Here is a 13,124-nt window from a genome sequence, read left to right as displayed (position 1 = left end):
TTTTAAGTGAATGATTGGTTATTTTGTGGTATGTTCAATGATACAGACCGTGCGGCGCAGGGCCGGGTAGAAGGGGCGGAGCAGGGAGCCGTATTGCAGCATCCGCTGTTTGCGCAGGGCCGGATCCTGTTCCCGTAAAATACCGAGCAGCAGTTCCCGTTGCCGGGCGTCGCCGCCGTCGCGGATCGCCGCAATCAGCCCTTTCCGATCTTCGCCTTCGCAGCGGAGCGTGAAAAGCGAATCCGGCAGCGACAGTTCCGGACGGCGGTTCTTCAGATACGCTTTTACAGCCTCTGCGCGTGCCCGGCCCAGTCGGAGGTTGAGGGTTTCGCTGCCTTCGGGAGAGGCATATCCCACAAGGGTAATGTGTCCGATGCGGATGTCTCGTCTCAACAGTGAATCCAGCGATGCGAACGCTGCCGTGTTTTCGGCCGGATCGAGGCCGGCCCTGCCTGTTCCGAAGCGGAAAATCAGGGTGTCGCGTACGGTGCGGATGGTCGGCGGTTCCGCTGGTCGGGATTCCTGCCGGACGGTAGGTGCGAGGATAGGGGGCGCCGCCTGCGCCGCTGTGGGGGGAGGTGCGGGAACCGACACCGGCGGCGCGGTTTTTCGGGCACGTTTTTTCCCGATGGAGTACACCAGACTGACGGCCAGTTTGGTCGGCCGGACGACGTCGCGGCCGTGCTTTTCGAGCAGTGCGCTGCAACGGTTGCAGCGGTAGCGGTCGTAATCCAGGCGGATGTAACCGATTCCGGCCTCGGCCTCCAGGTGCCAACGTCGTCCCAAACGCCAACTGTAGCCGTAACCTATGCCGATGCCGACGGCCCGACCTTCATAGCGGTACCGGCTCGATGCGGCGTCGAACTTCCAGGGGAGACGGATCCGGTTGATATTGTAGGCCCCTCCCAGCGCATGCAGGCCCAGAAAATGTCCGTCGAAGGTCCGTTTCAGCCAATAACGGGCTTCGGGCTGCACGAGCCAGTGTTTGAGCTTCTTACCGTCGTTGAACGTCCAGGGGTTGTAACCGCACGACAGGTCGAGGCTCCATCGGTCGGAGAGTCTGAATTCGACGCCGGCGTTGGGGGTAAGCGCCGCACCCCCGTACAGCAGGTTGGTTTTGATCGTTATGTGCTGACCGTTTACGATACCGGCGGACAACCATATGGCGGCAACCGAAAGGAGAAATAGTTTGTTCATATTTCAGTCTCTTGATGTCCGATGATTCGGCGGAGTTTCGGACAGATAGAAAAATCAGGCGTAAAGTATCTCTACACAGAGTAATAAACTCTGTGTAATTATTTAGGTGATTATATACTATTTTACACTACGGTAATTTTTCGGCTCGCGCCGCCCCCCCGACGGCTGAAAGCCGCCCGGCGCAGAGCCGAAACGGAGTTATCGGGAAGCTTGTGTAAAGTTGTATATAGTCGCCATTATTTAAATCGTTTATTTTACGGGTAAATAGTCTCGACCGTAGAACGCAGTCCGTTTGCCGACGCGCAGTGTCCCGCTTCGGGACTGCACGCGGAAAATACCGCGAAACGCCGTTCGCCGGGAACGGGTACGCAGATCGGAATACGCAAAAGGGCGGGAGCCGGGAAACGGTTCCTTACGAAAGCAAATGGGAAAAGACGACTAAATGTTCAGCCGTGAAAGAAAATGCAACCGTCGGGCGGCGCATTTGCGGCGGGGGCCGGGTTGTATGTAAGAGATCAGGTTCGACGGACGGTTCTCTGTCCGGAACGCGTCATTGGCCAGATAGTTTTCCCAAAGAGGTCTCGGAATGTTTTCGTTACCGCGCCGGCATTCGACGAGATTCGAGCGGCTGGCCGTGAAAGCCGCTCCGTTTTCCGTCCAATGAGAGTGCGTATGGCCGAGATGGCATTGTTCTGAGGATGTTTCCAGCAGGGATATGGTCGTCGTAGACCGGGAGGCCGATCCGGAATCCGCCCCGGCGATAAGCATGCTGCATACCGCGAAAGCCAACCAACAGAGAATCCTTGCTGTTTTCATAAAAACGATGCCGCACAGGCCGTTATGGGCATTATCAGATATTCGTTCATTAACGATATACCGAACTCGTTCGGAGATGATTTCGTCCCGTCGGCTTGTGCCGAACGGCTTTTTGCCGGCGGGAGAGGTGTGAGCCGAATAAACGATCGGTATTAAAATATATAATCGTCTTGGTTTAGTATTTTACACGTGCAATCTATTTGTAATCGATGATATCGACCGATTTATCGCTTTTACGGTCCATACGGCAGCGACGAAGGGAGCCGTCAGAGTGACGATTCCCGCCCGCATGCCGAACCATTGCAGGAGGATGGAGAGCAGAACGGCACCTGTCGCAAGCGTGAAATCCCGTCCCGAGGGACCTGCCAGAGCGATGGCGCATAATACGCCGTTATAACCGTATAACCCGGCATTGAAAGCTGTGCAATCATCCGAAAGGAAGGCCATACCCAGCGGAAGCAAGGCTCCCCAAAGGGCGAAGAGCGCTCCGCGGGAGCCGTTCACGGCGATACCGGCGAAAAAGAGCGCCCCGGTCAGCAGCGAACGTCCTTCGAACATGACTTGCCCGAAATGCAGCGACAGGGCCTGCAACCATTGCGGCGCATATTCCGCAGCGGTATTTTCGCCCGACAGGCGCAACGAAGGCCACAACAAAGCAGCCGAACCCAGCAATAGCCAAGTGGTCAGGATAAAGGGTGCCGTAAAACCCGGTATCCTGCACGCGAGGAAAAACCGGGTAACGAGCGATGAAAGCGCGGAACCTGCGACTAAAAGCAGGGCTGCCTGCCATCCGAGCGGGAAAAAGACGCCGACGGCGATACCTACGAGCGTGCCGTTGAATCCGTATAATCCACGATTGATATCTGCAACGGAATAGCGGAGAAGCCGTGCGGTGAGCGTACCCACCGCATTACCGGCTAAAGCCAGCAATGCGGCCGTCGGCGAACCGACGGCAATGCCCAATAACATCAGTACTCCTGAAAGGGCATTCTCCTGAAACATGACTTGCCCGATACCGCGCATCGGGACTATCCATAGATTACGCAAGGTGCGCATGATGACAGTAATAAAAATACGAAAATAAACAGTATTTTTAAAACAAAAAAGCGATTGATGTGCAAAAGTTCCGAAATTCGCTGCTCTTTATGCGTTTGGTTGTTTTAAAATTACTGTAAATCAATCGGTTGTTTTATTTTTCTAAATGTGCCGTATCGCTTTGATTTCTATTCTGTCATTATTCTCGGAGAATGAGGGGACTTGACCTGATTATTTCATACCTCTTGGCCGGGGCTTGTAAAATTCGATTTTTGGTGCTGCCGGTGGCGTTCGGGCGTGGCCGTAGCGTATGTTGCATGTCGGGTAAGTCCAAATCGTCTGTTGATTTTCAGATTTTTGTAGATGTTTCTTGGTATCCTGAAATTAACTTTAAATTATTTTCCCCGCAGGCGCTCGCATAGCCTTTCCGGAAACGGACTCCCGTTTCCGGCTCCAGGGAAACACAGTCATTGCCCCATGAAACTTACTCTGGTGTCTCAATAATGAAATTGGCATGTTCCTATATGTTGCTACTGATTCTGGTAAATAGTACTCATCTTAATAATACATGCATATATAAGGCACCAAGGCGTATAAAAACATTGGTAATATTGTTTGTTTTTAAAATTAGTCATTATAAAATTTATCGAATTAAAAAATAACAATAATAATATTTGTAATTATGGATTTTGTGCTTATATTTGGGACAGGTACTACTAATAACTAATGTTATGAAAAAACAGGTTCTATTGGTAATGCTGTTTTGCGTTACAGTTATTCTGGCGATTATTGGCCTTAACACGGAAAAAACGATGGCCCGAGGGGCATTTGATGATCCCTTTTGGTTGGAAACCGGAGAAAGCATGGGTAGCCCAATTACTACAACCGTGTATTGTGATGAAACAATAATTTCGACAATCATTACCAAAGAGTATGATTTCAATGGTATTTACGTAGGACAAAAAACCACTGTTGAAAGAACTAAAATGGCGATAGCCAGAGAGGCAGTAAATTGTGCCATGATTTCAACGGGAAACTGTACTCCGTCAAATCCTTGTTAGTGTTGATTGTTTAATCGGAATGCTTTATGAAAAAGACATTTTTACTATCAGGTTTATTTGGATTGACCATAACAATTGCGATTATTGGTTTTTGTATTGACAAGACCAGTGCCGGCAGTTGGTATGGAGATGATCCTTTGTGGATGGAAATGGGCAATAATACAGGGCAGGCGAGATCAGAGCAAGTACGTTGTACGCGAACTACAACTACTAACGAAACCCATACGTTTATTTGGAATGATACCCCTGAACATATTCATTACAACCCGCCTTCCAAAGAAGAAGTATGGTTTGGAACAGCTATCTTTTGCGATTGTGCAGGTGTTATGCTCACAAGTTGTAATCCTTTTAACCCGTGTTATTGATCTGAAATTTGGATGTTATGCGACATTTATATCTTTTTATATTGGCCAGCTCCATTATGTGGAGTTGTTCCCGAGCTATACCGCAATCGGAATCAATCCATGTCGGAATGGCCCCCATAAAAACGTTATGTATGGACTCTTCCATACAAATTGAGGCCAAAGATTTAATCTCCAATATCTCGTTCGTACGATTAGAGTCCTCATGGAAAAATATTATTGGGCAGATAGAACAAATTTTGTTTACGGACGATAGAATTATTGTATTCGACCGGTATAAGGCCAAAGCGATTTATGTATTCGATCGTAACGGAAAATTCCTGAACAAGATCGGCATGCTCGGACACGGGCCGCAGGAGTATGTGGAACCGTCCTATATTGCTTTAGTCCCGGGAAAAAATCAAATAGCAGTATTCGATTTAGCGCCTAAAAAAGTGAAAATTTATGATTTGAATGGGAAATTTATCCGTTCGGAAGATGTACCCATATACCTTTTCTCAGGCGAGTACCTTACTGACCAGGTCAAAGTAGGGGCGACCATCGGACGACGTTATCTTTCTTTACCTGAATGGGGGAAAGCCTCATTGTTTATGTTTAATAAAAATTGGGAAGTAATCTCCGCTGCATTTCAGGATCCATTTCCTGAAGGATTAACCTACACATCAACAAAAAACCTGAAAAAGTTCAAGGATCGAATTTATTATACACCGGCCTTTGAAAATCGGATATACAGAGTGTACCTCGATTCGGTTCAACTACTTTACCAACTTGATTTCGGCGATCGAACATTACCCGATCCTGGGAAATACCAAATTAATGATGATCGAAGTTTCGGTAATTTATTGAAAAAGCATCACACATTCGATGGTTATTTTGTTGACCTCGCAGGTGGGATGTTTATACAAACAGCAGATAACACACGAGGCAAGACGTTCTTTTTTGATAAAATCAAAGATTCTGTTTTTTGTCTGAGCAATCAGATATCGAATCCGTTGGAGAATTGGTTTCATACGTCCGATTATTACGTAAATGATTCTACGATCGCGTCTTCTACCGATGCCGCATCCATCGTAACATTGATGCCGTGGATGCGTCAATTCGCAAAAGCCATTCCTCAAAAGGAACAGACGGAACGAATCATAGAACAGCTGGCCCCGGTAACCGAGAACGACAATCCGGTGTTGTTTTTCTTCACGTTAAAAAGCGATCGGTAAATCCGTATGCCGTAAAAACGAACGATTATGAAAGGATGGGAGCGATTTACTGTCCTGTTTCTGATCTTATCGGTCGGCGTCAATATCTTTTTGATTTTTCGAATATTCGACAGTCGAACGGATATCGAACGATTGAGCGAACGGTTGCGGGTGGTATTGACCCCGGAACAGCGGACTTTATCTTGGGAACGGTATTTCGCTTCCATGATCGCCTATCAGGATTTCTGTCTGGAGGGCAAAACGGCAATCAGCATGGACGGTCGGAGTTTTTCGCTCGATTCGCTGATCGACGGGCCGACTTTGGTGTTCCGGTATAAATCGACCGATTGCGGACAATGTATCGATTTCGCTTTGCTGAAGCTGAAAAAAATGGCAATCGGGCAGCATATTCGTATGCTCGTATTGGCTGCCGAACCCGATCGACGGAACGTAAAGATACTGCGCCGACGTCACGGATTCACCGATATTCCGTTTTACCAAGTGCAAACGTTGGATACTCCGGCCGAAGAAGTGCAATATCCATATTGTTTCGTAATGGATAAGGATATGTATATGAAAAGCGTATTCATTCCGGACAAGTCCTATCCTTACAGTATGGACTTGTATCTGAAAATGATCGGGAAACGTTATTTCTCAGTCAGCGATGCCGTGCCGTAATCTTGAATCGAATCCGGTTATCCGTACCGTCGCAGGTATCGTTTGCGGCGCGCTTTTCGTATCCGTGTTGTGGACAGCGCGAGGGTTGGTCGGTACTACCGGAATCGACAAGAGGCTCTTTCTTTTCGGCCTGATGCCTGCCGTTACTGTACTGGCCGCTTCTTTGGCCTTTCACCGGTTCAAAACGCACCGAGTTATAAAAATCGGCATTTTAGACATGCTGATTGCCAGTGGAGCGGTATATCTGATTATCAACTATTATTGTTTCGACAGTATTGTACCTGCCAAACTGGTAACGGTTCTCTCACTGCTCATTCTATATTATGATTTACGGATTATTTTATCCGTTTTTCCTACGCTGAAACGGATTGCCGTAAACTGTCTGTTGGTGCTGGCTGTTATCGAAGCCATACTGGGACTTGTTCAATTATTCGGATGGTACGGCTCTTATCACCCGTTATTTAAAATTACGGGCACTTTCCTTAATCCGGGACCTTATGCCGGTTATCTGGCTGTACTTGCTCCATTGGCATCGTATCGGTTGCTAAAGCCTGCACAATACGGCGGGAGAGCAATAGCCTGGGCTGCGGTATGTGCCGTAACGGCTATCTTGTTCGCCACTGAATCCCGGACTGCATGGATCGCACTCGGAGTTGCCCTTGCCGTGCAGGTTTGTCGGGAAACAGATCTGTCGGCAAAGTTGCGGTTGGTATGGAAACGCCATAAAATGTATTGTTGGGGCGGAATCTTTCTGCTGATTTGCGCAATAATTGCCGGTAGCTTTGCCATGTATCGGATGAAACCGGCATCGGCCGACGGGCGGTTGCTCATGTGGAAAATCAGTTGCCGAATTATTACCGATAATCCCTGGTGCGGGGTAGGATTCGGAAATTTTAAGGGAGCCTTTGCCGAACAACAGGTTGCTAATTTCAGTTCCGATCACAGGCCGTTAAAAGAACAGTACGCTGCCGGATCGCCGGATTTCGCATTCAACGAGCCGTTACAAGTTGGCGTGGAACTGGGTCTGGTCGGTTTAGGGATTTTCATGGCCATAATCTGCTTAACATTAAAAGGACTTACCGAAGAGAAAAACGGTTTGTTATACACGGCCATTGCACTGCTGATTTTCAGTCTGGCGTCGTATCCGTTTAATTTATTGCCATTCAGCATACTGGGGGTCTTTTTGTCAGCAGTTGCCCGGCAGAAAAACGTCGTTGTTTCGCCTGTCCGATGGCCATATCGAATCGGAGAGATCGCGTTCGTCATAATTTTCATGTTCCATGCGCTTGTTTTGCGATACGGCGGACGGTACTATCAGGCAGTCAGACAGTGGAACCTGATTCAGCCAGCTTATTTGAATGGCGGCCAGAAAAGCATTTTGCCCGAATACGAAAAGAACAAAGCATTCCTACTGGATGAGAGCCGCTTTGCAGCGGAATATGCCGACTGTTTGTATCAGGCCGGTTATACAAAGGCCGCGGAGAAACTTATGCGATCACGTATGGCTTTGTTCAATGCGCCGGAAAGCTATATCCTGATGGCGCGAATTTATGAAGCAGAATCGGATACGGCCCAGGCTGAAGCATATTTCACGAAAGCTATGTTACACTCACCGGGCCGTATCTATGCGTCTTATTTACTGGCTGACTTTTATTGTCGGTATGGCCGGCTTTCCCAAGGGGTAAATTTGGCCCGAAAAACATTGGATAAACGTCCGAAGATTATTTCGTCCAGGACAAAAGAGATACAGCGTCTATTACGACATATGATCGATAATCATATGAACGTCGAGCGACAGAATGAATCGTAGGAAAGAGGCTGTTTATCCATGTAACGGCCGAACGCCTGTACGATCAAAACCGTTATTTCTTCTTTCCGGATCTGATAAACCAATCGATGCTTGACGGTAATCTGCCGGGACCAATAGCCTCTTTTCCCATATTTCAATGGCTCCGGCCTGCCGAAACCGGTATCCGGATGTTCGCGCAACTCATCCAGGATTTGTGACAAACGGTTCCCAGCTATTTTACCGCCCGGTTTCCGTAGCCGGATCATATCGCCTTCGGCGGAGGGCGAATCGGTAATCGACATCTCATTCTTCCAGCAATTCACGTTGTTTTTCCGGCGTCAGTTCCACACCTGGCCGCTTTCCGTTTGCGCGGTGAAATACTCCAGGCACTCTTTGATCTGCGGATCGAAAAAATACGTTTCCGTAGTGGAGTAATCGCTGTCCGTTCCAGCGTCGTCACCCGTGATGTAGTGGTGGCGTTGAAAGGCGAGGTGTCGTTCGAATCGGGCTCGTTGGAGTCACGGGCGGCGTAGAATCCGGCTTTGCAGAGGATATTTTCCGCTCCTTCGACGAACCGCCGAATATTTGCCGAAGCGTTCCGGAGAGGCTGGCTAACAGGAGGTGGATGCACTGGCTACCGGCAAATAGCTCCTGACGCTCTTTGTTCGTAGCCTGCGCACTCAACGCTTGCTGCACTCACACGCCGTTTTTGTTTTACCTGGACCCGCTACGGGTCAGCTCGTTTAATCGAAGTCGGCTTTCTCGATCAAAGCACGGGCACCTGCGGTACTTTCGATAGCGTCGAGATAACCTTGCGTCGCCGAGTGATGTGCCGGACGGTCGTCGTGTTTTGGCAGGGGGCGTATCGCCCCCGATCCCGCAGGCGGTCGCTTTCAGTTGCCGCGCCAGGTGTAGAACGCATCGGCTTGCCGGTCGGGCATCACTTCGATGTCGTTGATGTTGATGTGCGGGGGCAGGGTGGCGATCCATTCGACCACACGGGCTATGTCGTCGCCCGTGAGCGGGGTGATACCTTTGTAAACGGCGTCGGCCCGCGTTTTGTCGCCGTGGAAACGCACGGTGGAAAATTCGGTGTCGACCATGCCGGGGCGTATCTGGCTGACTTTGATGCCGTGTTTCAGCAGGTCGATGCGCATGCCTTGCGAAAGTGCGTTTACGGCGTGTTTCGAGGCGCAGTAAACGGCTCCGTTTTCATAGGTCTGGCGGCCGGCGATGGAACCTATATTGACGATATGGCCGCCGCCGGAGGCGATCATCAGGGGAGCGACTTGCCGGGTGATGTACAGAAGGCCTTTGACGTTGGTGTCGATCATGCGTTCCCAGTCGTCGGGGTCGCCTTCGTCGATGTGTTCCAAACCTGCGGCAAGACCGGCGTTATTGACGAGTATATCGATCTGTTTCCAGGTGTTGGGGAGGCCGGCTATGGCTCGTTCGACGGCGGTGCGTTCGCGGATGTCGAAGCTGAGGGCGAGTATTTCGGTTTTGTGTTCGGTTTCGATAGCTCGTTTGACGGCTTCCAAACGATGGCTGCGACGTCCGGTCAGTATCAATCGGTAGCCGAGGGCGCCGAACCTCCGGGCGGTGGCTTCGCCGATCCCGGAGGTCGCGCCGGTAATCAATGCTGTTCTCATTTCGCTGATCGTGTTTTTATGGGTTCGGTTATCCGTTACATTGAGTTTTGAGGCAACCGTTCTTTCTTTGAAAAGAAAGAACCAAAGAGCCGAGGCGCCAGAAGGAAGGCGAAGCCAAACTTTCGAGCAGTTGTGTGCGCCTCAGGCTCCGCAGTCCTTTTGCATTGAAACTTTCCTTGTCTTGTAATCGCCGGGGCTATATCACATGTTTATATTTAATTAGCCCCGGCGATTACAAGACAAAACAATCAAAGACAACGGGTACCCGGCAGGCTCAGGAGATGCGCGAGCATCTCAAAAAGTTTTTCTGGTTCTCTTTGTTCACAAAGAGAACAGTACCTTCAAACAACAAAGTACGAACAATCGAATGATTAAAAAACGCCGTTCGGAATAGGAACGGCGTCAAAATGTTTGGGGGAATAAGGGTTTAGTCGCTGTCGATTTCGTCTTCCGGCAGCGGGAGAGCGTACTTCGTGTCGATGATCTCCTTGTCCGGGAAGAAAAAAGCGGCTTCCCAGGCTGCATTTTCGTCGCTGTCCGAAGCATGGATGGCATTGCGTGTTTTCGAAGCCGCGAATTTTTTGCGGATCGTACCCTCCGCCGCCAGTTCCGGATTCGTTTTGCCGATCAGTTCGCGGAACTCCGCCACCGCATCCTGAGCGCCCTCTTTTTCCAGCACTGCGGCCACGATCGGACCCGAAGTCATGAACAGATAGAGGTTGCGGAAGAACGGTCGGCCCTTGTGCACGTAGTAGAATTTTTCGGCGTCCGAACGGCTCAGGTAAGTCATTTTCAGTGCGATGATACGGAAGCCCGCCTTTTCGATCATGGTCAGTATCTCACCGATGTGATTCCCGCCTACCGAGTCGGGCTTTATAATGGTGAAAGTTCTTTGTCCCATAAAGATTCTGGTTGGTTGTGTGATTAATTCCGGATAAAGTTAAGGATTTTTTCGCTTTTTGAAAGGCCGGCAGCGGTAATTTTCCCGACCACGCCGGGAATAACCGCCGCCGGTACCGTATCGGACGAATGGGACTGTCGGAAAAGATTCCGGACGGCAGACCGTGTGGGACGAGCTTGGAAACGGGCGGTTTTCTGCCGTAAGCCGGAATCGGAAAAATGCAGACCGAGCTTTCCCGAATAGATAAGTAATTATTCGCCCCTTTCGATGTCGCTCCGCGCGGCCGTGTAGCTTTCCCATTTGGCCAGACAGGCCGCGAAGTCGGCCGGGTATTCCGATTCGAAGTAGATCTCCTTGCGGGTGGAGGGATGGACGAAACCCAGGCTCAGGGCGTGCAGGCCGTGGCGGGGCATCAGCGCGAAGCAGTTTTCGACGAATTGCCTGTATTTGCTGAATGTCGTCCCTTTCAGTATCCGGTCGCCGCCGTAGCGTTCGTCGTTGAACAGCGGGTGGCCGATGGATTCCATATGCACGCGGATCTGGTGCGTGCGGCCGGTTTCCAGCCGGCATTCGATCAAGGTCACGTAACCCAGCCGTTTCAATACGCGGTAATGGGTCACGGCATGTTTCCCCACCGGGCCGTCCGGCGGATAGACGGCCATTCGCATCCGGTCGGTCGCGTGGCGGGCGATATTGCCGGTGACGGTCCCTTCGTCTTCGTCGAAGTTGCCCCACACCAGCGCATGGTAGATGCGCCGGATGGTGTGGTCGTAGAATTGCCGGGCGAGAAAGGCGTGCGCCCGCTCGTTTTTGGCCACGACCAGCAGCCCGGAGGTGTTTTTGTCGATCCGGTGTACCAGTCCGGCCCGCATGTCGCCCGTCTCGAACAGGGGCAGGCCCTGCAGGTGGTAGGTCAGGGCATTGACCAGGGTGCCGGTGTAGTTGCCGTGGCCGGGATGTACGACCATGCCGGCCTCTTTATTGACGACGATGAGGTCGGCGTCTTCGTAGACGATGTTCAGCGGAATGTTTTCGGCGATGATCTCCAGTTCGCGCGGCGGATAGGGCAGCACGATGGAGATCTGGTCGAGGGGCTTGACTTTATAGCTCGATTTGGCGGGTTTGCCGTTGACGAGGATGTTGCCGGCGTCGGCAGCGGCCTGGATACGGTTGCGCGAGGTGTTTTCGAGGCGGGTGGTCAGGAATTTATCGAGCCTCAGCATGCCCTGGCCTCTGTCGGCGGTTACATGGAAATGCTCGAATAGTTCGTCGCCGCTCTCTTCGGACTCATCGGCGGCGAGGTCGGGCGCGGTATAAGATGTGGCTTTAGCGTTCATCGGCGGTCTCCTCCTCCGGTGCGCTTTCCGATTCGGTCTCTTCTTCGTCCACGGCATAACGGCGGGCTGCGGCGTCGGACTCTTTGGACGAACGGGCGATTTTCTGCGTGTCGAGGGTGAGCCACAGCGAGATGTTGCCGCCGTAGTCGGTACGGCTTTGCTGGTTGGGTTCCTGCCGATAAACGCGGGCGTCGTCGAGATCGGCGTCGTCTATGCCGGAGTCGTGCCGCACGCGTCCGACGTTAAGCCCTACTTCCCACAGGCGGCTTTTGGCTTCCCGCAGGGTCAGTCCGATCACTTTCGGAATGCGGGGCAGGGGGGAGGAGTGGTTCACGCCGACGACGAGGGTGATGCCGGAGCCGAGTTCGGCTTCGGTGCGGGCCCCCTGGGTGACGGAGCGGCCTTCGTATTGCTGGTCGAGGACGTTGTTGGTGGCCATGTCGGACCGGTAAACGAGTTTCTCGATTTCGAATCCTTTGGTTTCGAGCATGTTTTTAGCCTGACGCAGCGAGTATCCGGTGACGTAGGGGATGATGTCGGTACGGGGCCGGGAGGCGTTGACAGTCAGAAAGACGCGACGCCCGGATTTGACGCCCATGCCGGGTTTGGGACTTTGGTCGAGGATGGTGCCGGGTTTCTGTTTGGGCATGTACAGGGAGTCGATCACTTCGAGCCGCAGTTCGCCTTTGGCGGCCATGGCGTCGGCTTCGGCGACGGTATGCCCGATCAGGGTCGGGACGATGAATTTCTGGCCGTGCCGCGTGTAGATGCTGAGGCACAGATTGATGATGAAGTATAGTATGATCCCGAGGCAGAGGGCCATCACGATGTTCCGTAGCAGAACGTTACCGCGGATGGTGTCGTAAATGCGCCTGGGAAAGGAGGGCTGCCGTCGTTTCGGACGCTGGCGGGGAGCGGGCCGCCGCACGGGGGGGGTGTTGGGGCGTTGCATGGTCACCATATGTCGCAAAGATATAATTTTTGGTAAGTATATACGACATTACCCAAAATCGGGCAATGATCTCTCTAAACGGCCCTGCGGTGCCGCTCGACACAGGGGATCGGGGCTTTCTCTGCTTAAGGGGGTGGGCGCGGGCCGAAAT

At 51.4% G+C, this 13,124-nt stretch carries 13 protein-coding genes; 5 read left to right on the top strand and 8 right to left on the bottom strand.

The genetic code is table 11. From position 1 onward, the window contains the following. Window positions 1-18: 18 nt before the first annotated feature. From RIKMI_RS14980 to RIKMI_RS0101425, 3 genes are all read right to left on the bottom strand, one after another. The gene (locus RIKMI_RS14980) at window positions 19-1,197 is read right to left on the bottom strand and encodes a DUF3575 domain-containing protein (RefSeq protein ID WP_115356410.1); all 1,179 of its coding nucleotides are present in this window, start codon (window positions 1,195-1,197) and stop codon (window positions 19-21) included. Between the two features lie 438 nt (window positions 1,198-1,635). Continuing rightward, on the bottom strand, window positions 1,636-2,013 hold the full coding sequence (locus RIKMI_RS0101430) for a hypothetical protein (RefSeq protein WP_156877449.1): 378 nt from the start codon (window positions 2,011-2,013) through the stop codon (window positions 1,636-1,638). Between the two features lie 183 nt (window positions 2,014-2,196). Continuing rightward, window positions 2,197-3,036, bottom strand: coding sequence for an urea transporter (locus RIKMI_RS0101425; protein WP_037291315.1), 840 nt, complete (start codon window positions 3,034-3,036; stop codon window positions 2,197-2,199). A 743-nt stretch (window positions 3,037-3,779) separates the two neighbouring features. On the opposite strand from RIKMI_RS0101425, the gene RIKMI_RS14750 reads away from it, so the two are divergent. The 5 genes from RIKMI_RS14750 (at window position 3,780) to RIKMI_RS0101410 (ending at window position 8,152) form a co-directional block, all read left to right on the top strand. Continuing rightward, window positions 3,780-4,109, top strand: a complete 330-nt coding sequence (locus RIKMI_RS14750; protein WP_147288454.1) for a hypothetical protein — start codon at window positions 3,780-3,782, stop codon at window positions 4,107-4,109. A 26-nt stretch (window positions 4,110-4,135) separates the two neighbouring features. Next, complete coding sequence (locus RIKMI_RS14745; protein ID WP_147288455.1) at window positions 4,136-4,474, top strand: hypothetical protein; 339 nt, start codon at window positions 4,136-4,138, stop codon at window positions 4,472-4,474. Between the two features lie 131 nt (window positions 4,475-4,605). Beyond that, on the top strand, window positions 4,606-5,685 hold the full coding sequence (locus tag RIKMI_RS0101420) for a 6-bladed beta-propeller (protein ID WP_169715484.1): 1,080 nt from the start codon (window positions 4,606-4,608) through the stop codon (window positions 5,683-5,685). A gap of 27 nt (window positions 5,686-5,712) precedes the next feature. Further along, on the top strand, window positions 5,713-6,342 hold the full coding sequence (locus RIKMI_RS0101415) for a hypothetical protein (protein WP_027290177.1): 630 nt from the start codon (window positions 5,713-5,715) through the stop codon (window positions 6,340-6,342). Continuing rightward, a complete protein-coding gene (locus RIKMI_RS0101410) occupies window positions 6,329-8,152 on the top strand; it encodes an O-antigen ligase family protein (protein WP_027290176.1) in 1,824 nt (607 codons plus the stop codon). The genes RIKMI_RS0101415 and RIKMI_RS0101410 overlap by 14 nt, the downstream gene beginning before the upstream one ends. On the opposite strand, the gene RIKMI_RS12600 is transcribed toward RIKMI_RS0101410, so the two are convergent. From RIKMI_RS12600 to RIKMI_RS12590, 5 genes are all read right to left on the bottom strand, one after another. After that, window positions 8,119-8,433, bottom strand: a complete 315-nt coding sequence (locus tag RIKMI_RS12600) for a Txe/YoeB family addiction module toxin (protein WP_051214216.1) — start codon at window positions 8,431-8,433, stop codon at window positions 8,119-8,121. The genes RIKMI_RS0101410 and RIKMI_RS12600 overlap by 34 nt on opposite strands. 591 nt (window positions 8,434-9,024) lie before the next feature. Then, window positions 9,025-9,783: an SDR family NAD(P)-dependent oxidoreductase gene (locus RIKMI_RS0101405; RefSeq protein ID WP_037291313.1), complete on the bottom strand. Its 759-nt coding sequence runs from the start codon at window positions 9,781-9,783 to the stop codon at window positions 9,025-9,027. Window positions 9,784-10,210: 427 nt separating this feature from the next. Continuing rightward, a complete protein-coding gene (gene ndk, locus RIKMI_RS12595) occupies window positions 10,211-10,684 on the bottom strand; it encodes a nucleoside-diphosphate kinase (protein ID WP_051214215.1) in 474 nt (157 codons plus the stop codon). A 251-nt stretch (window positions 10,685-10,935) separates the two neighbouring features. After that, on the bottom strand, window positions 10,936-12,021 hold the full coding sequence (locus tag RIKMI_RS0101395) for an RluA family pseudouridine synthase (protein WP_027290174.1): 1,086 nt from the start codon (window positions 12,019-12,021) through the stop codon (window positions 10,936-10,938). Then, window positions 12,011-12,982 carry a PASTA domain-containing protein gene (locus RIKMI_RS12590; RefSeq protein ID WP_051214213.1) on the bottom strand — a complete coding sequence of 324 codons (972 nt, stop codon included), beginning with the start codon at window positions 12,980-12,982 and terminating at the stop codon, window positions 12,011-12,013. The genes RIKMI_RS0101395 and RIKMI_RS12590 overlap by 11 nt, the downstream gene beginning before the upstream one ends. Window positions 12,983-13,124: the final 142 nt, after the last annotated feature.

The sequence above is a fragment of the Rikenella microfusus DSM 15922 genome (genome assembly GCF_000427365.1).
Classification (GTDB): domain Bacteria; phylum Bacteroidota; class Bacteroidia; order Bacteroidales; family Rikenellaceae; genus Rikenella; species Rikenella microfusus.
The sequence above is the reverse complement of the archived record's forward strand: the minus strand, read 5'-3'. Positions and strand labels throughout refer to the sequence as shown.